This window comes from Escherichia sp. WS2035, assembly GCF_046487065.1.
GTDB classification, from domain to species: Bacteria; Pseudomonadota; Gammaproteobacteria; order Enterobacterales; family Enterobacteriaceae; genus Escherichia; species Escherichia coli.
In genome coordinates, this window is record NZ_JBJQKD010000001.1 from 132,656 (window position 1) to 154,049 (window position 21,394).

Below are 21,394 nucleotides of genomic sequence, written 5' to 3' on the forward strand. Positions count from 1 at the left end.
TCATAACCCCATCACCCTCTGTCGCGGACATAACAACATGAAAGAACTTGTGGTCGTTGCCATTGGTGGCAACAGCATTATCAAAGATAACGCCAGCCAGTCGATTGAGCATCAGGCGGAGGCGGTGAAAGCCGTGGCCGATACGGTGCTGGAAATGCTGGCTTCCGATTACGACATTGTGCTGACCCACGGCAACGGGCCGCAGGTCGGGCTGGATTTACGCCGTGCGGAGATTGCCCACGAGCGCGAAGGGCTGCCCTTAACGCCGCTGGCGAACTGTGTGGCGGATACGCAAGGTGGCATTGGCTATCTGATCCAGCAGGCGCTGAACAACCGACTGGCGCGTCACGGCGAGAAAAAAGCCGTCACTGTGGTGACTCAGGTGGAAGTGGATAAAAACGATCCGGGTTTTGCCCATCCCACCAAGCCCATCGGCGCATTCTTTAGTGAAAGCCAGCGTGACGAACTACAAAAGGCAAACCCTGACTGGCGTTTTGTTGAAGATGCCGGACGGGGCTATCGCCGCGTGGTCGCCTCGCCGGAACCGAAACGTATTGTCGAAGCACCTGCCATTAAGGCGCTGATCCAACAAGGCTTTGTGGTGATTGGCGCGGGCGGCGGTGGAATTCCTGTGGTGCGCACCGAAGCGGGAGATTACCAAAGCGTGGACGCGGTTATCGACAAAGATCTCTCCACCGCGCTACTGGCCCGCGAAATTCACGCCGACATTCTGGTGATCACCACCGGCGTCGAAAAAGTCTGTATCCACTTTGGCAAGCCGCAGCAACAGGCGCTCGATCGCGTAGATATTGCCACCATGACCCGCTATATGCAGGAAGGGCATTTCCCACCTGGCAGCATGTTGCCAAAAATCATCGCCAGCCTGACGTTCCTGGAACAGGACGGCAAAGAAGTGATTATCACCACGCCGGAATGCCTGCCTGCGGCGCTACGCGGCGAAACGGGCACCCATATTATTAAAACCTAAGGACGTAAGATGAAAGAAAACAATAGCCGCCGTGAATTTCTGAGCCAGAGCGGTAAGATGGTCACCGCCGCCGCGCTGTTTGGTACCTCAGTGCCGCTCGCCCATGCGGGGGTAGCTGGCACCCTAAACTGCGAAGCGAACAACACCATGAAAATCACTGACCCGCATTACTATCTCGATAACGTGCTGCTGGAAACCGGTTTTGACTACGAAAATGGCGTGGCGGTACAGACCCGCACGGCGCGCCAGACCGTGGAGATTCAGGACGGTAAAATTGTTGCCCTGCGCGAGAACAAGCAGCATCCGGACGCCACGCTGCCGCACTATGACGCTGGCGGTAAGCTGATGCTGCCCACCACCCGCGATATGCATATTCATCTCGACAAAACCTTCTACGGCGGGCCGTGGCGCTCGCTCAATCGTCCGGCAGGCACCACTATCCAGGACATGATCAAACTCGAGCAGAAAATGCTGCCGGAACTGCAACCGTACACGCAGGAACGGGCGGAAAAACTGATCGATTTATTGCAGTCGAAAGGCACCACTATTGCCCGCAGCCACTGCAATATCGAACCGGTTTCCGGCCTGAAAAATCTGCAAAATTTGCAGGCGGTGCTGGCGCGACGTCAGACGGGCTTCGAGTGTGAGATCGTCGCCTTCCCGCAGCACGGTTTGCTGCTGTCGAAATCGGAATCCTTAATGCGCGAAGCGATGCAGGCGGGGGCGCATTACGTCGGCGGGCTGGACCCGACCAGTGTTGATGGCGCGATGGAAAAATCCCTCGACACCATGTTCCAGATTGCGCTGGACTATGACAAAGGCGTCGATATTCACCTGCACGAAACCACGCCGGCAGGCGTGGCAGCCATCAATTATATGGTTGAAACAGTGGAGAAAACGCCACAGCTGAAGGGCAAGCTGACCATCAGCCACGCCTTTGCGCTGGCAACGCTCAACGAACAACAGGTAGATGAACTGGCGCACCGGATGGCGGCGCAGCGAATTTCGATCGCTTCGACGGTGCCGATTGGCACGCTGCATATGCCGCTCAAACAGCTGCACGACAAAGGCGTAAAAGTGATGACCGGCACCGACAGCGTTATCGACCACTGGTCGCCTTACGGCCTGGGCGACATGCTGGAAAAAGCCAATCTGTACGCGCAGCTCTATATTCGTCCTAACGAACAGAACCTCTCCCGCTCTCTGTTTTTAGCCACTGGCGATGTATTGCCGCTCAACGAAAAAGGCGAGCGCGTGTGGCCCAAAGCGCAGGATGATGCCAGTTTTGTGCTGGTGGACGCCTCCTGTTCCGCCGAGGCGGTGGCGCGTATTTCGCCGAGAACGGCGACGTTCCATAAAGGGCAACTGGTGTGGGGGAGTGTGGCAGGTTGATACGAACTTGATATGTTTGCAACGGTGAACAGTAAGAGATTTAAGCCCCAGGGAGTGGGGCGGCCTGAGTATGAGTGTGTCGGCAGAAATGGACATTATCTTTGAAGAATATGCCCTTATTGACGTTGTGTAGATAACTATTTGTCTACGTGAAAATATCATCAGTTTTGCCGATTTTTGTCTTTTACGGATAGCAAATATCACACTTATAGGCGCTCGCCTTATGGGGAACGTTGCTGCTCTGTTTCATTCAGGCTCGCGGCATGTTAGGGCTGGATCGGGTGGTTTAAATATTGGCTATATTCAATGGACGCGTTTTGCCGCGATGACATATCAGGCATCGTCAAATACACATAGCTAATCAGGAGTAAACACAATGAAGATCAAAGCTGTTGGTGCATATTCCGCTAAACAACCGCTTGAACCGATGGATATCACCCGGCGTGAACCGGGACCGCATGATGTCAAAATCGAAATCGCTTACTGTGGCGTCTGCCATTCCGATCTCCACCAGGTCCGTTCGGAGTGGGCGGGGACGGTTTACCCCTGCGTGCCGGGTCATGAAATTGTGGGGCGCGTGGTAGCCGTTGGTGATCAGGTAGAAAAACATGCGCCGGGCGATCTGGTCGGTGTCGGCTGCATTGTCGACAGTTGTAAACATTGCGAAGAGTGTGAAGACGGGCTGGAAAACTACTGTGATCACATGACCGGAACCTATAACTCGCCGACACCGGATGAACCGGGCCATACTCTGGGAGGCTACTCACAACAGATCGTCGTTCATGAGCGATATGTTCTGCGTATTCGTCACCCGCAAGAGCAGCTGGCGGCGGTGGCTCCTTTATTGTGTGCAGGAATCACCACGTACTCGCCGCTACGCCACTGGCAGGCCGGGCCGGGTAAAAAAGTGGGCGTGGTCGGCATCGGCGGTCTGGGACATATGGGGATTAAACTGGCCCACGCGATGGGGGCGCATGTGGTGGCATTTACCACTTCTGAGTCAAAACGCGAAGCGGCAAAAGCCCTGGGGGCCGATGAAGTTGTTAACTCACGCAATGCCGATGAGATGGTGGCTCATGTGAAGAGTTTCGATTTCATTTTGAATACAGTAGCTGCGCCACATAATCTCGACGATTTTACCACCTTGCTGAAGCGCGATGGCACCATAACGCTGGTTGGTGCGCCTGCGACACCGCATAAATCGCCGGAAGTTTTCAACCTGATCATGAAACGCCGCGCGATAGCTGGTTCTATGATTGGCGGCATTCCAGAAACTCAGGAGATGCTCGATTTTTGCGCCGAACATGGCATCGTGGCTGATATAGAGATGATTCGGGCCGATCAAATTAATGAAGCCTATGAGCGAATGCTGCGTGGTGATGTGAAATATCGTTTTGTTATCGATAATCGCACACTAACAGACTGAAAAAAATTAATAAATATCCTGTGGTTTAACATATTAATTTCGCTCTCCTTAACTTTTTAGTTAAGGAGAGCGAAATAATATCAAAGTAGTGGTAAACCTATAGCGTAAATTCAGATTGTTAAATTAACTCTACTACTTTACACGTTAGTTATGAGCGATTTCTGATAGTGTCTGGTTTAATCAGAGCTTTATTATCTGCGACGTTTATTTTTATTTAAGAGAGCCACCTGCAAGTTGTTATTCCACCAGAGAGTGAATCGCAAAGCAGGTCATCATTTCATCTGTATATCTGTATGCCAAATGGCATTCCCCCTCCTTTTTCGCCGATATTTTGTTGTGATCGACGAAGTTTCGCTTAAAAAAGCACCAGCAGTGGTTTCGCAGCTATATGGTGTATAAAAAATGTTCTCATACAGATGTTTTGTGAATGTGTGGGTTGACATTCATATGAAAAAAATCATAATTCCATCATGTTTGTGTGGGGGCTTTTCTGTATCTTACGCATCGCACTCAAGCCTGACAGAAAATATGCTGTAAGGCTCATATCAAAAACCGCCATTAGCTCATCAGGAAGAGCAGACGACAACCAGGATTGTTGTATGGTACGGGGTTCGAGGCCTCGATGGCGGTCCAACTTTTCAAAACTCTTCTGAATCAGATCCCCTTATTATCATCCCTGCAAAGTGGAACATTGCCATTGTTTGGCTATTCAGGACGGGTCAGACCAATGAAAAAGCCCACACAGGGGAGAGTAGGCTGAAATGGGAAGCTAAAGACTCAAGTAAACTTATCGGAAATAAGGACCACGCATTACGGGGGCTATCATCGCCGATGGTTGGGATTCGGCAAATCAGGTTGATTACGTAGAGAGTAAATTATCTGCTCACCGCTGCGTCACCCCTTCGTAAATCAGGCGTAGCGCGAATACACCAATAATTGCACCAATAACCCGACTGGCAACGCGTTGCATACGCCCATAAGCACGACGCACAGCGGGCAAAGAAAACGCCTGGCTTAGAAAGACTCGCCAGATAATTGATGTGAGCACAATCCCCGCCCAGGCCATTAATCGTGCCCATGTTGGTGTTTCGGCATTTAATGTTACTGAGAAAATACTGATAAAAAATAAAACGGTTTGCGGGTTAGAGAGATCGGTAATTAATCCACGGCGGAAAAAGATATACCAGGGGGCACTAATCGGTTGTTGTAGTGTGCTCATTTGCGGTGTTGACTGGCGGCGCATGCTGCACCACGCAAACCATAAGAGATAAGCGCCGCCGACGATTCTGATAAGCGAAAAAATCTCCTCACACTGCGTAATTAGCGTTGCAAGACCAAACAAACCCAACCCGGAATAAAATGCATCGCCCAGCGCCACGCCCAGCCCGGTCAACACCCCCGCGCGTCGACCGGAAGCCAGGCTGGTTTGTACTACCACAAAGAGATTGGCTCCCGGATTAAAAAAAGTAATCACGAACAATCCTACGGTCAGGTAAACGGCGTGCAAAGGATCCATAGTGATTTCATCCATAAATAAGTGAAGTAACTTCATCATATTTCTACCAAAAATAATCGGGTGCGAGAGAGATCACAAAGTGTCTTATTTCCGGTTACTGGCGTTTATGCCCTGACTGAACTAATTATTAATCAACCCAATAATGTGGGTGGGTGATAGTGTGATAACAACTCTGGAGCCGTAATATGAAAATAATCTCTAAAATGTTAGTCGGTGCGTTAGCGTTTGCCGTTACCAATGTCTATGCCGCAGAATTAATGACCAAAGCGGAATTTGAAAAGGTTGCATCGCAATATGAAAAAATAGGTGATATTTCAACCAGTAATGAAATGTCGACCGCAGATGCGAAAGAAGATTTGATCAAAAAAGCCGATGAAAAAGGGGCTGATGTGTTGGTACTGACCTCTGGTCAAACTGACAATAAGATCCACGGCACGGCAAATATTTATAAGAAGAAGTAATTCTGAATCCTATGTAAACATCCCCGATGCGTTAGTTTATCGGTGATCATCATCTATCGAAATTTATGCCGGATAAAGCGTTCGCGCTGCATTCGGCAGTTCAGCTTTTCAGCCGCCGCCAGAACGTCGTCCGGCTGATACCTAAATAATTCGCCGCTGCTGTTTTATCGCCATTAAATTTCTCCAGTGCCTGTTGTGCTGTCAGCAAGCCTGGAATGGGAGTCTTCGCCGACTCGCGCGCCAGTTCCGGCAGTAGCAGCTGCAAAAATTGCGGCGTTAAATCCGGCGTCGATTCCACACTTAAAAACAGCGCCAGTCGTTCCATCATATTGCGCAGTTCACGAATATTGCCCGGCCAGTCGTAGTGCAATAATAGAATCTGACAGGTCTCTAATCCCTGACGTAATGCGGCAGAAAAAGGGACAGAGAGTGCCGCCAGAGACATTTTCAAAAAGCTTTCCGCCAGCGGCAGAATATCCGCCACCCGCTCGCGTAGCGGCGGCAGTTGTAGACGCAAAATACTCAGCCGATAAAACAGGTCACGGCGAAACTGCCCTTGCTGCATATCTTCTTCCAGATTGCAGTGAGTGGCGCTAATGACCCGCACATCCACCGGAACAGGCTGATGCCCGCCGACGCGGGTGACCTCTTTTTCTTCCAGCACCCGCAGCAGCCGAGTCTGCAACGGCAGCGGCATTTCGCCTATCTCGTCAAGAAACAGCGTACCACCGTGGGCGATTTCAAACAGCCCGGCGCGTCCTCCGCGTCGCGAGCCGGTAAACGCCCCTTCCTCATAGCCAAACAGCTCCGCTTCCAGCAGCGATTCGGCAATCGCCCCGCAGTTAACGGCAACAAACGGATGTGACTTTTTGCCCTGTCGCGCATCGTGGCGGGAAAAATATTCCCGATGAATCGCCTGGGCCGCCAGCTCTTTGCCCGTCCCCGTTTCCCCCTCAATCAACACCGCCGCACTGGAGCGGGCATACAGCAAAATAGTCTGCCGCACCTGTTCCATCTGTGGTGATTGACCGAGCATATCGCCCAGCACGTAACGAGTACGCAGGGCGTTGCGGGTGGCATCGTGAGTGTTATGGCGTAACGACATGCGCGTCATATCCAGCGCATCGCTGAATGCCTGGCGCACGGTGGCGGCGGAATAGATAAAAATTCCGGTCATTCCGGCTTCTTCTGCCAGATCGGTAATCAGCCCTGCGCCGACCACCGCTTCGGTGCCGTTGGCTTTCAACTCATTGATTTGCCCGCGGGCGTCTTCTTCGGTGATGTAGCTACGTTGGTCGAGGCGCAAATTAAAGGTCTTTTGAAACGCCACCAGCGCTGGAATGGTTTCCTGATAGGTGACAACACCGATAGAAGAGGTGAGTTTTCCGGCTTTTGCCAGTGCCTGTAACACATCGTAGCCGCTCGGTTTAATCAAAATAACTGGCACTGACAGGCGACTTTTAAGATATGCGCCGTTAGAGCCAGCAGCGATGATGGCGTCGCACCGTTCGTTGGCCAGTTTCTTGCGGATGTAGGTCACCGCTTTTTCAAAGCCAAGCTGGATAGGGGTGATATTCGCCAGGTGATCAAACTCGAGGCTGATATCGCGAAACAGCTCGAACAGGCGCGTTACAGATACCGTCCAGATAACCGGTTTGTCGTCATTCAGCCGTGGTGGATGTGCCATAGCGCACCGCAAAGTTAAGAAACCGAATATTGGGTTTAGTCTTGTTTCATAATTGTTGCAATGAAACGCGGTGAAACATTGCCTGAAACGTTAACTGAAACGCATATTTGCGGATTACTTCATGAATTTATCTTTAACTCATTGAAATTAAATGTTTAATTTTATTAAGGCAATTGTGGCACACCCATTGCTTTGTCTTTATCAACGCAAATAACAAGTTGATAACAAAGGATGGGCTATGTCTCTACACTCTCCAGGTAAAGCGTTTCGCGCTGCACTGACTAAAGAAAATCCATTGCAGATTGTTGGCACTATCAACGCTAACCATGCGCTGCTGGCGCAGCGTGCCGGATATCAGGCGATTTATCTCTCCGGCGGTGGCGTGGCGGCAGGGTCGCTGGGGCTGCCCGATCTCGGTATTTCTACTCTTGATGATGTGCTGACTGACATTCGCCGTATCACCGACGTTTGTTCGCTACCGCTGCTGGTGGATGCGGATATCGGTTTTGGTTCTTCTGCTTTTAACGTGGCGCGCACCGTGAAATCGATGATTAAAGCCGGTGCGGCAGGATTGCATATTGAAGATCAGGTTGGTGCGAAACGCTGCGGTCATCGCCCGAACAAAGCGATCGTCTCGAAAGAGGAAATGGTGGATCGGATCCGTGCGGCGGTGGATGCGAAAACCGATCCTGATTTTGTGATCATGGCGCGCACCGATGCGCTGGCGGTAGAGGGGCTGGATGCGGCGATCGAGCGTGCGCAGGCCTATGTTGAAGCGGGTGCCGAAATGCTGTTCCCGGAGGCGATTACCGAACTCGCCATGTATCGCCAGTTTGCCGATGCGGTGCAGGTACCGATCCTCGCCAACATTACCGAATTTGGCGCAACACCGCTGTTTACCACCGACGAATTACGCAGCGCCCATGTCGCAATGGCGCTCTACCCGCTTTCAGCGTTTCGCGCCATGAACCGCGCCGCTGAACATGTCTACAACATCCTGCGTCAGGAAGGCACACAGAAAAGCGTCATCGACACCATGCAGACCCGCAACGAGCTGTACGAAAGCATCAACTACTACCAGTACGAAGAGAAGCTCGACGACCTGTTTGCCCGTGGTCAGGTGAAATAAAAACGCCCGTTGGTTGTATTCGACAACCGATGCCTGATGCGCCGCTGACGCGACTTATCAGGCCTACGAGGTGAACTGAACTGTAGGTCGGATAAGACGCATAGCGTCGCATCCGACAACAATCTCGACCCTACAAATGATAACAATGACGAGGACAATATGAGCGACACAACGATCCTGCAAAACAGTACCCATGTCATTAAACCGAAAAAATCGGTGGCACTTTCCGGCGTTCCGGCGGGCAATACGGCGCTCTGCACCGTGGGTAAAAGCGGCAACGACCTGCATTACCGTGGCTACGATATTCTTGATCTGGCGGAACATTGTGAATTTGAAGAAGTGGCGCATCTGCTGATCCACGGCAAACTGCCAACCCGTGACGAACTCGCCGCCTACAAAACGAAACTGAAAGCCCTGCGTGGTTTACCGGCTAACGTGCGTACCGTGCTGGAAGCCTTACCGGCGGCGTCACACCCGATGGATGTTATGCGCACCGGCGTTTCCGCGCTCGGCTGCACGCTGCCAGAAAAAGAGGGGCATACCGTCTCTGGCGCACGGGATATTGCCGACAAACTGCTGGCGTCACTTAGCTCGATTCTTCTCTACTGGTATCACTACAGCCACAACGGCGAACGCATTCAGCCGGAAACCGATGACGACTCTATCGGCGGTCACTTCCTGCATCTGCTGCACGGCGAAAAGCCGTCGCAAAGCTGGGAAAAGGCGATGCATATTTCGCTGGTGCTGTACGCCGAACACGAGTTTAACGCTTCCACCTTTACCAGCCGGGTGATTGCGGGCACTGGCTCTGATATGTATTCCGCCATTATTGGCGCGATTGGCGCACTGCGCGGGCCGAAACACGGCGGAGCGAATGAAGTGTCGCTGGAGATCCAGCAACGCTACGAAACGCCGGACGAAGCCGAAGCTGATATCCGTAAGCGGGTGGAAAACAAAGAAGTGGTCATTGGTTTTGGGCATCCGGTTTATACCATCGCCGACCCGCGCCACCAGGTGATCAAACGCGTGGCAAAGCAGCTCTCGCAGGAAGGCGGCTCGCTGAAGATGTACAACATCGCCGATCGCCTGGAAACAGTGATGTGGGAGAGCAAAAAGATGTTCCCCAATCTCGACTGGTTCTCCGCTGTTTCCTACAACATGATGGGTGTTCCCACCGAGATATTCACACCACTGTTTGTTATCGCCCGCGTCACTGGCTGGGCGGCGCACATTATCGAACAACGTCAGGACAACAAAATTATCCGTCCTTCCGCCAATTATGTTGGACCGGAAGACCGCCAGTTTGTCGCGCTGGATAAGCGCCAGTAAACCTCTACGAATAACAATAAGGAAACGTACCCAATGTCAGCTCAAATCAACAACATTCGCCCGGAATTTGATCGTGAAATCGTTGATATCGTCGATTACGTGATGAACTACGAAATCAGCTCCAGAGTAGCCTACGACACCGCACATTACTGCCTGCTCGACACGCTCGGCTGTGGTCTGGAAGCTCTCGAATATCCGGCCTGTAAAAAACTGCTGGGGCCAATTGTCCCCGGCACCGTCGTACCCAATGGCGTGCGCGTCCCCGGAACTCAGTTTCAGCTCGACCCCGTCCAGGCGGCATTTAACATTGGCGCGATGATCCGTTGGCTCGATTTCAACGATACCTGGCTGGCGGCGGAGTGGGGGCATCCTTCCGACAACCTCGGCGGCATTCTGGCAACGGCGGACTGGCTTTCGCGCAACGCGGTCGCCAGCGGCAAAGCGCCGTTGACCATGAAACAGGTGCTGACCGCAATGATCAAAGCCCATGAAATTCAGGGCTGCATCGCGCTGGAAAACTCCTTTAACCGCGTCGGCCTCGACCACGTTCTGTTAGTGAAAGTGGCTTCCACCGCCGTGGTCGCCGAAATGCTCGGCCTGACCCGCGAGGAAATTCTCAACGCCGTTTCGCTGGCATGGGTAGACGGACAGTCGCTGCGCACCTATCGCCATGCGCCGAACACCGGTACGCGTAAATCCTGGGCGGCGGGCGATGCCACTTCCCGCGCGGTACGTCTGGCACTGATGGCGAAAACCGGCGAAATGGGTTATCCGTCAGCCCTGACTGCGCCGGTGTGGGGCTTCTACGACGTCTCCTTTAAAGGCGAATCGTTCCGCTTCCAGCGCCCGTATGGTTCTTACGTGATGGAAAATGTGCTGTTCAAAATCTCCTTCCCGGCGGAGTTCCACTCCCAGACGGCAGTTGAAGCAGCGATGACGCTCTATGAACAGATGCAGGCAGCAGGCAAAACGGCGGCGGATATCGAAAAAGTGACCATTCGCACCCACGAAGCCTGTATTCGCATCATCGACAAAAAAGGGCCGCTCAATAACCCGGCTGACCGCGACCACTGCATTCAGTACATGGTGGCGATCCCGCTGCTGTTCGGGCGCTTAACGGCGGCAGATTACGAGGACAACGTTGCGCAAGATAAACGCATCGACGCTCTGCGCGAGAAGATCAATTGCTTTGAAGATCCGGTGTTTACCGCTGACTACCACGACCCGGAAAAACGCGCCATCGCCAATGCCATAACCCTTGAGTTCACCGACGGCACGCGATTTGAAGAAGTGGTGGTGGAGTACCCAATTGGTCATGCTCGCCGCCGTCAGGATGGCATTCCGAAGCTGGTCGATAAATTCAAAATCAATCTCGCGCGCCAGTTCCCGACTCGCCAGCAGCAGCGCATTCTGGAGGTTTCTCTCGACAGAACTCGCCTGGAACAGATGCCGGTCAATGAGTATCTCGACCTGTACGTCATTTAAGTAAACGGCGGTAAGGCGTAAGTTCAACAGGAGAGCATTATGTCTTTTAGCGAATTTTATCAGCGTTCGATTAACGAACCGGAGCAGTTCTGGGCCGAGCAGGCCCGGCGTATTGACTGGCAGACGCCCTTTACGCAAACGCTCGACCACAGCAACCCGCCGTTTGCCCGTTGGTTTTGTGAAGGCCGAACCAACTTGTGTCACAACGCTATCGACCGCTGGCTGGAGAAACAGCCAGAGGCGCTGGCATTGATTGCCGTCTCTTCGGAAACAGAGGAAGAGCGTACCTTTACCTTCCGCCAACTGCATGACGAAGTGAATGCGGTGGCGTCAATGCTGCGCTCGCTGGGCGTGCAGCGTGGCGATCGGGTGCTGGTGTATATGCCGATGATTGCCGAAGCGCATATTACCCTGCTGGCCTGCGCGCGCATTGGTGCTATTCACTCGGTGGTGTTTGGGGGTTTTGCCTCGCACAGCGTGGCGGCGCGAATTGATGACGCTAAACCGGTGCTGATTGTCTCGGCTGATGCCGGGGCGCGCGGCGGTAAAATCATTCCGTATAAAAAATTGCTCGACGATGCGATAAGTCAGGCACAGCATCAGCCGCGTCACGTTTTACTGGTGGATCGCGGGCTGGCGAAAATGGCGCGCGTTAGCGGGCGGGATGTCGATTTCGCGTCGTTGCGCCATCAGCACATCGGCGCGCGGGTGCCGGTGGCATGGCTGGAATCCAACGAAACCTCCTGCATTCTCTACACCTCCGGCACGACCGGCAAACCTAAAGGTGTGCAGCGTGATGTCGGCGGATATGCGGTGGCGCTGGCGACCTCGATGGACACCATTTTTGGCGGCAAAGCGGGCGGCGTGTTCTTTTGTGCTTCGGATATCGGCTGGGTGGTAGGGCATTCGTATATCGTTTACGCGCCGCTGCTGGCGGGGATGGCGACTATCGTTTACGAAGGATTGCCGACCTGGCCGGACTGCGGCGTGTGGTGGAAAATTGTCGAGAAATATCAGGTTAGCCGCATGTTCTCAGCGCCGACCGCCATTCGCGTGCTGAAAAAATTCCCTACCGCTGAAATTCGCAAACACGATCTTTCGTCGCTGGAAGTGCTCTATCTGGCTGGAGAACCGCTGGACGAGCCGACCGCCAGTTGGGTGAGCAATACGCTGGATGTGCCGGTCATCGACAACTACTGGCAGACCGAATCCGGCTGGCCGATTATGGCGATTGCTCGCGGTCTGGATGACAGACCGACGCGTCTGGGAAGCCCCGGCGTGCCGATGTATGGCTATAACGTGCAGTTGCTCAATGAAGTCACCGGCGAACCGTGTGGCGTCAATGAGAAAGGGATGCTGGTAGTGGAGGGGCCATTGCCGCCAGGCTGTATTCAGACCATCTGGGGCGACGACGACCGCTTTGTGAAGACGTACTGGTCGCTGTTTTCCCGTCCGGTGTACGCCACTTTTGACTGGGGCATCCGCGATGCTGACGGTTATCACTTTATTCTCGGGCGCACTGACGATGTGATTAACGTTGCCGGACATCGGCTGGGTACGCGTGAGATTGAAGAGAGTATCTCCAGTCATCCGGGCGTTGCCGAAGTGGCGGTGGTTGGGGTGAAAGATGCGCTGAAAGGGCAGGTGGCGGTGGCGTTTGTCATTCCGAAAGAGAGCGACAGTCTGGAAGACCGTGAGGTGGCGCACTCGCAAGAGAAGGCGATTATGGCGCTGGTGGACAGCCAGATTGGCAACTTTGGCCGCCCGGCGCACGTCTGGTTTGTCTCGCAATTGCCAAAAACGCGATCCGGAAAAATGCTGCGCCGCACGATCCAGGCGATTTGCGAAGGACGCGATCCTGGGGATCTGACGACCATTGATGATCCGGCGTCGTTGGATCAGATCCGCCAGGCGATGGAAGAGTAGGTCGGATAAGGCGCTCGCGCCGCATCCGACACCGTGCGCAGATGCCTGATGCGACGCTGACGCGTCTTATCATGCCTACAGGCCTGAACCGTAGGTCGGATAAGGCGCTCGCGCCGCATCCGACACCATGCGCAGATGCCTGATGCGACGCTGACGCGTCTTATCATGCCTACCCACTGTTTTTACACAGATAAGTTTCCCCCGCCTTTTTGTACTCATTCATATAAGAAATATATCCCCATACGAAAACGATTGCTTTTTATCTTCAGATGAATAGAATGCGGCGGATTTTTTGGGTTTCAAACAGCAAAAAGGGGGAATTTCGTGTCGCAAGATAACAACTTTAGCCAGGGGCCAGTCCCGCAGTCGGCGCGGAAAGGGGTATTGGCATTGACGTTCGTCATGCTGGGATTAACCTTCTTTTCCGCCAGTATGTGGACCGGCGGCACTCTCGGAACCGGTCTTAGCTATCATGATTTCTTCCTCGCAGTTCTCATCGGTAATCTTCTCCTCGGTATTTACACTTCATTTCTTGGTTACATTGGCGCAAAAACCGGCCTGACCACCCATCTTCTTGCTCGCTTCTCGTTTGGTGTTAAAGGCTCATGGTTGCCTTCACTGCTGCTGGGCGGCACCCAGGTTGGCTGGTTTGGCGTTGGCGTGGCGATGTTTGCTATTCCGGTGGGCAAGGCAACCGGGCTGGATATTAATTTGCTGATTGCCGTCTCCGGTTTACTGATGACCGTCACCGTCTTCTTTGGCATTTCGGCGCTGACAGTTCTTTCGGTGATTGCGGTTCCGGCTATCGCCTGTCTTGGCGGTTATTCCGTGTGGCTGGCCGTTAACGGCATGGGCGGCCTGGACGCATTAAAAGCGGTCGTTCCCGCACAACCGTTAGATTTCAATGTCGCGCTGGCGCTGGTTGTGGGGTCATTTATCAGTGCGGGCACGCTCACCGCTGACTTTGTCCGGTTTGGTCGTAATGCCAAACTGGCGGTGCTGGTGGCGATGGTGGCCTTTTTCCTCGGCAACTCGTTGATGTTTATTTTCGGTGCAGCGGGCGCGGCGGCACTGGGGATGGCGGATATCTCTGATGTGATGATTGCTCAGGGCCTGCTGCTGCCTGCGATTGTGGTGCTGGGGCTGAATATCTGGACCACCAACGATAACGCGCTCTATGCGTCGGGTTTAGGTTTCGCCAACATTACCGGTATGTCGAGCAAAACCCTTTCGGTGATTAACGGTATTATCGGTACGGTCTGCGCATTATGGCTGTATAACAATTTTGTCGGCTGGTTGACCTTCCTTTCGGCAGCTATTCCTCCGGTGGGCGGCGTGATCATCGCTGATTATCTGATGAACCGTCGCCGCTATGAGCACTTTGCGACCACGCGTATGATGAGTGTCAATTGGGTGGCGATTCTGGCTGTCGCGCTGGGGATTGCCGCAGGCCACTGGTTACCGGGAATTGTTCCGGTCAACGCGGTATTAGGTGGCGCGCTGAGCTATCTGATCCTTAACCCGATTTTGAATCGTAAAACGACAGCAGCAATGACGCATGTGGAGGCTAACAGTGTCGAATAATGCTTTACAAACAATTATTAACGCCCGGTTACCCGGCAAAGAGGGGCTGTGGCAGATTCATTTTCACGACGGAAAAATCAGCGCCATTGATGCGCAATCCGGCGTGATGCCCGTAACTGAAAACAGCCTGGATGCCGAACAAGGTTTAGTTTTACCGCCGTTTGTGGAGCCGCATATTCACCTGGACACCACGCAAACCGCCGGACAACCGAACTGGAATCAGTCCGGCACGCTGTTTGAAGGCATTGAACGCTGGGCCGAGCGCAAAGCGTTATTAACTCATGACGATGTGAAACAACGCGCATGGCAAACGCTGAAATGGCAGATTGCCAACGGCATTCAGCATGTGCGTACCCATGTCGATGTTTCGGACGCAACGCTGACTGCGCTGAAAGCAATGCTGGAAGTGAAACAGGAAGTTGCGCCGTGGATTGATCTACAAATCGTCGCCTTCCCGCAGGAAGGGATTTTGTCGTATCCCAATGGTGAAGCGTTGCTGGAAGAGGCGTTACGCTTAGGGGCAGACGTTGTTGGGGCGATTCCGCATTTTGAATTTACCCGTGAATATGGCGTGGAGTCGCTGCATAAAACCTTCGCCCTGGCGCAAAAATACGACCGTCTCATCGATGTTCACTGTGACGAGATTGATGATGAGCAATCACGCTTTGTCGAAACCGTTGCTGCCCTGGCGCACCGTGAAGGCATGGGCGCGCGAGTCACCGCCAGCCATACTACGGCAATGCACTCCTATAACGGGGCGTATACTTCGCGCCTGTTTCGTTTGCTGAAAATGTCCGGTATTAACTTTGTCGCCAACCCGTTGGTCAATATTCATCTGCAAGGACGTTTCGATACGTATCCAAAACGTCGCGGCATCACGCGCGTTAAAGAGATGCTGGAGTCCGGCATTAACGTCTGCTTTGGTCACGATGATGTCTTCGATCCGTGGTATCCGCTGGGAACGGCGAATATGCTGCAAGTGCTGCATATGGGGCTGCATGTTTGCCAGCTGATGGGCTATGGGCAGATTAACGACGGCCTGAATTTAATCACCCACCACAGTGCCAGAACGTTGAATTTGCAGGATTACGGCATTGCCGCCGGAAACAGCGCCAACCTGATTATCCTGCCGGCTGAAAATGGGTTTGACGCGCTGCGCCGTCAGGTTCCGGTGCGCTATTCGGTACGTGGCGGCAAGGTGATTGCCAGCACAAAACCGGCACAAACCACCGTATATCTGGAGCAGCCAGAAGCCATCGATTACAAACGGTAATCGGCTGGGTTACCGCGAGCGTAGTTTATGCCGGATGCGGCGTGAACACCTTATCCGGCCTACGTAGATCACTGAAATTGTAGGCCTGATAAGCGGAGCGCATCAGGCAATTTTGCTTATTTAAACTGAAGACTCAACTTTAAAATCTTTGAAATAATATTGCTTATCCCGGTCGTTTATTTCGCGAATAACCCGACAAGGAACGCCTGCAGCCACGACGTTTGGTGGAATGTCTTTTGTGACGACACTACCCGCGCCAATAACAGAATTATCCCCGATGGTGATGCCTGGATTAATAACCACATGACATCCGATCCAGACGTTATTGCCAATCGTTATCGGAAAAGAGTACATCTCTCCGTTTTTTCTCAATTCATGGTGTACCGGGTGTCCCGTAACGGAAAGAGTAACGTTGGGTGCAATCAGTACGTTATCACCGATCGTTACCGTGTAGTCGTCGACAATGGTTAAATTGAAATTTGCATAAAAATTGCGGCCTATATGGATGTTGGAACCGTAAGAGAAATAGACGGGGGGGGTCTACCCAGGCGTTTTCCCCTACCGTGGCAAACATTTCTTTAATCAGACTTTCCCTTTTTTCAAATTCTGATGGATGCGAGTGATTAAACTCATACATTAACGTTTTTCCACGAAGTCTTTTTTCAGGTAAGCCTTCGCACATATCGGTAAATAGCTTGCCTGCTTTTATTCTTTCTGTCATCGACATGTTCATTGCGATCATTCCGCCCTGATATGTTGGTCGGATAAGGCGCTCGCGCCGCATCCGACATTGATTGCTTAAGCGACTTCATTCACCTGACGACGCAGTAGAGAAAGCGGGCCGGGGCCGCTAAGCGTGAACACGGAAATTAAGGTGAAGCCCAGCGCCACCAGACCCAGCACCAGATAAGCGCCCTGGAAACCGATGCTTTCATACATATTGCCCGCCAGTACAGACATAAAAATCATCGCCAGTTGCTTAAAGAAGCAGAAACAGACCAGATAAATCGTCGCTGAAAAACGCACTTCAAACTGGCTGGTAATATATTTAAAGCAGCCCACCAGCAGGAACGGTACTTCAAACATATGCAGCGTTTTCAGAATAACCACTTCCAGCGCTGAGGTGGCGAACGATGAGCCAATAATACGTACAGACATAATAGTGCCAGCCAGCAGCAGGGCATTTTTCCCACCGATGCGATTAATGATCAGTGGCGCAAAGAACATAATCGAGGCATTAAGTAATTCGCCCATTGTCGTTACGTAGCCAAATACCCGCGTACCCTGTTCACCGGTAGCAAAAAACGAAGTAAAGAAATTAGCAAACTGTTGGTCAAAAACATCGTAGGTGCAGGAAACGCCAATAACATACAGTGACAAAAACCACAGTTTTGGCTGTCTGAACAGTTCCAGCGCCAGCTTAAGGCTAAATGCCGAATGGTTGGCACCTACCGCATTGGCAACCGTGGCTGAAGAGGGCGCATCCGTTTTGGCGAAAAAGAGTAAAACGGCGAGGATGAGTGCACAGCCAGAACCCAGCCAGAAAACAAACTGATTATTGATGGTGAACATGATGCCGACAATCGAGGCACACAGCGCCCAGCCAACACAGCCAAACATCCGCGCGCGACCAAATTCGAAATGACTGCGACGGCTGACTTTCTCGATAAATGCCTCTACTGCTGGCGCACCGGCGTTAAAACAAAAGCCAAGATAAATACCACCAACAATCGATCCTACTAAAATGTTGTATTGTAACAGTGGTCCGAAGATAAAAATAAAGAACGGCGCAAACATCACTAACATGCCGGTAATAATCCACAGCAGGTATTTGCGCAGCCCGAGTTTGTCAGAAAGCAGACCAAACAGCGGTTGGAATAATAGCGAGAACAGAGAAATAGCGGCAAAAATAATACCCGTATCACTTTTGCTGATATGGTTGATGTCATGTAGCCAAATCGGGAAAAACGGGAAGTAGGCTCCCATGATAAAAAAGTAAAAGAAAAAGAATAAACCGAACATCCAAAAGTTTGTGTTTTTTAAATAGTACATAATGGATTTCCTTACGCGAAATACGGGCAGACATGGCCTGCCCGGTTATTATTATTTTTGACACCAGACCAACTGGTAATGGTAGCGACCGGCGCTCAGCTGGAATTCCGCCGATACTGACGGGCTCCAGGAGTCGTCGCCACCAATCCCCATATGGAAACCGTCGATATTCAGCCATGTGCCTTCTTCCGCGTGCAGCAGATGGCGATGGCTGGTTTCCATCAGTTGTTGTTGGCTGTAGCGGCTGATGTTGAACTGGAAGTCGCCGCGCCACTGGTGTGGGCCATAATTCAATTCGCGCGTCCCGCAGCGCAGACCGTTTTCGCTCGGGAAGACGTACGGGGTATACATGTCTGACAATGGCAGATCCCAGCGGTTAAAACAGGCTGCAGTAAGGCGGTCGGGATAGTTTTCTTGCGGCCCCAGGCCGAGCCAGTTTACCCGCTCTGCGACCTGCGCCAGCTGGCAGGTCAGGCCAATCCGCGCCGGATGCGGTGTATCGCTCGCTACTTCAACACCTACACTGACGACCATCTCGCCGTGTCCATCAATCCGGTAGGTTTTCCGGCTGATAAATAAGGTTTTCCCCTGATGCTGCCACGCGTGGGCGGTCGTAATCAGCACCGCGTCGGCAAGTGTATCTGCCGTGCACTGCAACAACGCCGCTTCGGCCTGGTAATGGCCAGCCGCCTTCCAGCGTTCGACCCAGGCGTTAGGGTCAATGCGGGTCGCTTCACTTACGCCAATGTCGTTATCCAGCGGCGCACGGGTGAACTGATCGCGCAGCGGGGTCAGCAGTTGTTTTTCATCGCCAATCCACATCTGTGAAAGAAAGCCTGACTGGCGGTTAAATTGCCAACGCTTATTACCCAGCTCGATGCAAAAATCCGTTTCGCTGGTGGTCAGTTGAGGGATGGCGTGGGACGCGGAGGGGAGTGTCACGCTGAGGTTTTCCGCCAGACGCCATTGCTGCCAGGCGCTGATGTGTCCGGCTTCTGACCATGCGGTCGCGTTTGGTTGCACTACGCGTACCGTTAGCCAGAGTTGTCCGGCGCTCTCCGGCTGCGGCAGTTCAGGCAGTTCAATCAACTGCTTACCTTGCGGGCCAACATCCAGAGGCACTTCACCGCTTGCCAGCGGCTTGCCATCCAGCGCCACCATCCAGTGCAGGAACTCGTTATCGCTATGACGGAACAGGTATTCGCTGGTCACTTCGATGGTTCGCCCGGATAAACGGAACTGGAAATACTGCTGTTGGTGTTTTGCTTCCGTCAGCGCCGGATGCGGCGTGCGGTCGGCAAAGACCAGACCGTTCATACAGAACTGGCGATCGTTCGGCGTATCGCCAAAATCACCGCCGTAAGCCGACCACGGGTTGCCGTTTTCATCATATTTAATCAGCGACTGATCCACCCAGTCCCAGACGAAGCCGCCCTGTAAACGGGGGTACTGACGAAACGCCTGCCAGTATTTAGCGAAGCCGCCAAGACTGTTACCCATCGCGTGGGCATATTCGCAAAGGATCAGCGGGCGCATTTCTCCAGGCAGCGAAAGCCATTTTTTGATGGACCATTTCGGCACCGCCGGGAAGGGCTGGTCTTCATCCACGCGCGCGTACATCGGGCAAATAATATCGGTTGCGGAGGTGTCGGCTCCGCCGCCTTCATACTGTACCGGGCGGGAAGGATCGACAGATTTGATCCAGCGATAGAGTGCGTCGTGATTAGCGCCGTGGCCTGACTCATTCCCCAGCGACCAGATGATCACACTCGGGTGATTACGATCGCGCTGCACCATCCGCGTTACGCGTTCGCTCATCGCGGGTAGCCAGCGCGGATCATCGGTCAGACGATTCATTGGCACCATGCCGTGGGTTTCAATATTGGCTTCATCCACCACATACAGGCCGTAACGGTCGCACAGCGTGTACCACAGCGGATGGTTCGGATAATGCGAACAGCGCACGGCATTAAAGTTGTTCTGCTTCATCAGCAGGATATCCTGCACCATCGTCTGCTCATCCATGACCTGACCATGCAGAGGATGATGCTCGTGACGGTTAACGCCGCGAATCAGCAACGGCTTGCCGTTCAGCAGCAGCAGACCATTTTCAATCCGCACCTCGCGGAAACCGACATCGCAGGCTTCTGCTTCAATCAGCGTGCCGTCGGCGGTGTGCAGTTTAACCACCGCACGATAGAGATTCGGGATTTCGGCGCTCCACAGTTCCGGATTTTCAACGTTCAGGCGTAGCGTGACGCGATCGGCATAACCGCCACGCTCATCGATAATTTCACCGCCGAAAGGCGCGGTGCCGCTGGCGACCTGCGTTTCACCCTGCCACAAAGAAACCGTCACCCGCAGTTCATCGCGCAGCTCGCCGTACATCTGAACTTCTGCCTCCAGTACCGCGCGGCTGAAATCATCATTAAAGCGAGTGGTAACTTGGAAATCGCTGATTTGCGTGGTCGGTTTATGCAGCAACGAGACGTCACGGAAAATGCCGCTCATCCGCCACATATCCTGATCTTCCAGATAACTGCCGTCACTCCAGCGCAGCACCATCACCGCGAGGCGGTTTTCTCCGGCGCGTAAAAATGCGCTCAGGTCAAATTCAGACGGCAAACGGCTGTCCTGGCCGTAACCGACCCAGCGCCCGTTGCACCACAGATGAAACGCCGAGTTAACGCCATCAAAAATAATTCGCGTCTGGCCTTCCTGTAGCCAGCTTTCATCAACATTAAATGTGAGCGAGTAACAACCTGTCGGATTCTCCGCGGGAACAAACGGCGGATTGACCGTAATGGGATAGGTTACGTTGGTGTAGATGGGCGCGTCGTAACCGTGCATCTGCCAGTTTGAGGGGACGACGACAGTATCGGCGTCAGGAAGATCGCACTCCAGCCAGCTTTCCGGCACCGCTTCTGGTGCCGGAAACCAGGCAAAGCGCCATTCGCCATTCAGGCTGCGCAACTGTTGGGAAGGGCGATCGGTGCGGGCCTCTTCGCTATTTCGCCAGCTGGCGAAAGGGGGATGTGCCGCAAGGCGATTAAGTTGTGTAACGCCAGGGTTTTCCCAGTCACGACGTTGTAATACGACGGCCAGAGAATCCGTAATCATAGTCATAGCTGTATCCTGTGTGAAAT

The 21,394-nt window shown here is 53.0% G+C and carries 14 protein-coding genes and 3 pseudogenes; 12 read left to right on the forward strand and 5 right to left on the reverse strand.

Annotated features, from left to right (window positions below):
* The first annotated feature begins 37 nt into the window (after positions 1-37).
* From ACJHX4_RS00670 to yahM, 5 genes and pseudogenes are all read left to right on the forward strand, one after another.
* A complete protein-coding gene (locus ACJHX4_RS00670) occupies positions 38-988 on the forward strand; it encodes a carbamate kinase family protein (RefSeq protein WP_000661636.1) in 951 nt (316 codons plus the stop codon).
* Positions 989-997: 9 nt separating this feature from the next.
* The gene (locus ACJHX4_RS00675; protein ID WP_000662434.1) at positions 998-2,380 is read left to right on the forward strand and encodes an amidohydrolase family protein; all 1,383 of its coding nucleotides are present in this window, start codon (positions 998-1,000) and stop codon (positions 2,378-2,380) included.
* Positions 2,381-2,595: 215 nt separating this feature from the next.
* Positions 2,596-2,670 (forward strand): annotated as a pseudogene (locus ACJHX4_RS00680) (hypothetical protein); the annotation flags it as partial.
* Between the two features lie 86 nt (positions 2,671-2,756).
* Positions 2,757-3,806: an NADPH-dependent aldehyde reductase YahK gene (gene yahK, locus ACJHX4_RS00685; RefSeq protein ID WP_000692730.1), complete on the forward strand. Its 1,050-nt coding sequence runs from the start codon at positions 2,757-2,759 to the stop codon at positions 3,804-3,806.
* A gap of 622 nt (positions 3,807-4,428) precedes the next feature.
* Positions 4,429-4,673 (forward strand): annotated as a pseudogene (gene yahM, locus ACJHX4_RS00690) (protein YahM).
* A gap of 16 nt (positions 4,674-4,689) precedes the next feature.
* Here yahM and ACJHX4_RS00695 read toward each other — a convergent pair.
* Positions 4,690-5,361: a LysE family transporter gene (locus ACJHX4_RS00695; protein ID WP_000976972.1), complete on the reverse strand. Its 672-nt coding sequence runs from the start codon at positions 5,359-5,361 to the stop codon at positions 4,690-4,692.
* Between the two features lie 146 nt (positions 5,362-5,507).
* On the opposite strand from ACJHX4_RS00695, the gene yahO reads away from it, so the two are divergent.
* The gene (gene yahO, locus ACJHX4_RS00700; RefSeq protein WP_000691951.1) at positions 5,508-5,783 is read left to right on the forward strand and encodes a DUF1471 family periplasmic protein YahO; all 276 of its coding nucleotides are present in this window, start codon (positions 5,508-5,510) and stop codon (positions 5,781-5,783) included.
* 100 nt (positions 5,784-5,883) lie between these two features.
* Here yahO and prpR read toward each other — a convergent pair whose 3' ends face one another.
* Positions 5,884-7,470, reverse strand: a complete 1,587-nt coding sequence (prpR, locus tag ACJHX4_RS00705; RefSeq protein ID WP_000941064.1) for a propionate catabolism operon regulatory protein PrpR — start codon at positions 7,468-7,470, stop codon at positions 5,884-5,886.
* Between the two features lie 238 nt (positions 7,471-7,708).
* Here prpR and prpB point away from each other — a divergent pair, with 238 nt between their 5' ends.
* The 6 genes from prpB to codA all read left to right on the forward strand — a co-directional run bounded on the left by prpB (position 7,709) and on the right by codA (position 16,196).
* Positions 7,709-8,599, forward strand: coding sequence for a methylisocitrate lyase (prpB, locus tag ACJHX4_RS00710; protein WP_000052198.1), 891 nt, complete (start codon positions 7,709-7,711; stop codon positions 8,597-8,599).
* Between the two features lie 159 nt (positions 8,600-8,758).
* Complete coding sequence (gene prpC / locus ACJHX4_RS00715) at positions 8,759-9,928, forward strand: 2-methylcitrate synthase (protein ID WP_001285906.1); 1,170 nt, start codon at positions 8,759-8,761, stop codon at positions 9,926-9,928.
* Between the two features lie 33 nt (positions 9,929-9,961).
* The gene (prpD, locus tag ACJHX4_RS00720; protein ID WP_001275894.1) at positions 9,962-11,413 is read left to right on the forward strand and encodes a 2-methylcitrate dehydratase; all 1,452 of its coding nucleotides are present in this window, start codon (positions 9,962-9,964) and stop codon (positions 11,411-11,413) included.
* A gap of 39 nt (positions 11,414-11,452) precedes the next feature.
* On the forward strand, positions 11,453-13,339 hold the full coding sequence (gene prpE / locus ACJHX4_RS00725) for a propionate--CoA ligase (RefSeq protein ID WP_000010274.1): 1,887 nt from the start codon (positions 11,453-11,455) through the stop codon (positions 13,337-13,339).
* A gap of 324 nt (positions 13,340-13,663) precedes the next feature.
* A complete protein-coding gene (gene codB, locus ACJHX4_RS00730) occupies positions 13,664-14,923 on the forward strand; it encodes a cytosine permease (protein WP_000076233.1) in 1,260 nt (419 codons plus the stop codon).
* Complete coding sequence (gene codA / locus ACJHX4_RS00735; protein ID WP_001295811.1) at positions 14,913-16,196, forward strand: cytosine/isoguanine deaminase; 1,284 nt, start codon at positions 14,913-14,915, stop codon at positions 16,194-16,196. The genes codB and codA overlap by 11 nt, the downstream gene beginning before the upstream one ends.
* 120 nt (positions 16,197-16,316) lie before the next feature.
* Here the strand turns inward: codA and lacA are convergent.
* The 3 genes and pseudogenes from lacA to lacZ form a co-directional block, all read right to left on the reverse strand.
* Positions 16,317-16,929: pseudogene (lacA, locus tag ACJHX4_RS00740) on the reverse strand (galactoside O-acetyltransferase).
* A gap of 65 nt (positions 16,930-16,994) precedes the next feature.
* A complete protein-coding gene (gene lacY / locus ACJHX4_RS00745) occupies positions 16,995-18,248 on the reverse strand; it encodes a lactose permease (RefSeq protein WP_000291538.1) in 1,254 nt (417 codons plus the stop codon).
* A 51-nt stretch (positions 18,249-18,299) separates the two neighbouring features.
* On the reverse strand, positions 18,300-21,374 hold the full coding sequence (gene lacZ / locus ACJHX4_RS00750; RefSeq protein ID WP_001531439.1) for a beta-galactosidase: 3,075 nt from the start codon (positions 21,372-21,374) through the stop codon (positions 18,300-18,302).
* Between the last annotated feature and the right edge of the window lie 20 nt (positions 21,375-21,394).

Excerpts from the sequence above, each read along its gene's own strand:
- ACJHX4_RS00675 (WP_000662434.1), top strand. The coding sequence starts at position 998 with ATGAAAGAAAACAATAGCCGCCGTGAATTTCTGAGCCAGAGCGGTAAG.
- ACJHX4_RS00670 (WP_000661636.1), top strand. The coding sequence starts at position 38 with ATGAAAGAACTTGTGGTCGTTGCCATTGGTGGCAACAGCATTATCAAA.
- yahK (WP_000692730.1), top strand. The coding sequence starts at position 2,757 with ATGAAGATCAAAGCTGTTGGTGCATATTCCGCTAAACAACCGCTTGAA.
- prpB (WP_000052198.1), top strand. The coding sequence starts at position 7,709 with ATGTCTCTACACTCTCCAGGTAAAGCGTTTCGCGCTGCACTGACTAAA.
- ACJHX4_RS00695 (WP_000976972.1), bottom strand. The coding sequence starts at position 5,361 with ATGATGAAGTTACTTCACTTATTTATGGATGAAATCACTATGGATCCT.
- lacY (WP_000291538.1), bottom strand. The coding sequence starts at position 18,248 with ATGTACTATTTAAAAAACACAAACTTTTGGATGTTCGGTTTATTCTTT.
- prpR (WP_000941064.1), bottom strand. The coding sequence starts at position 7,470 with ATGGCACATCCACCACGGCTGAATGACGACAAACCGGTTATCTGGACG.
- lacZ (WP_001531439.1), bottom strand. The coding sequence starts at position 21,374 with ATGACTATGATTACGGATTCTCTGGCCGTCGTATTACAACGTCGTGAC.
- yahO (WP_000691951.1), top strand. The coding sequence starts at position 5,508 with ATGAAAATAATCTCTAAAATGTTAGTCGGTGCGTTAGCGTTTGCCGTT.
- prpC (WP_001285906.1), top strand. The coding sequence starts at position 8,759 with ATGAGCGACACAACGATCCTGCAAAACAGTACCCATGTCATTAAACCG.
- prpD (WP_001275894.1), top strand. The coding sequence starts at position 9,962 with ATGTCAGCTCAAATCAACAACATTCGCCCGGAATTTGATCGTGAAATC.
- prpE (WP_000010274.1), top strand. The coding sequence starts at position 11,453 with ATGTCTTTTAGCGAATTTTATCAGCGTTCGATTAACGAACCGGAGCAG.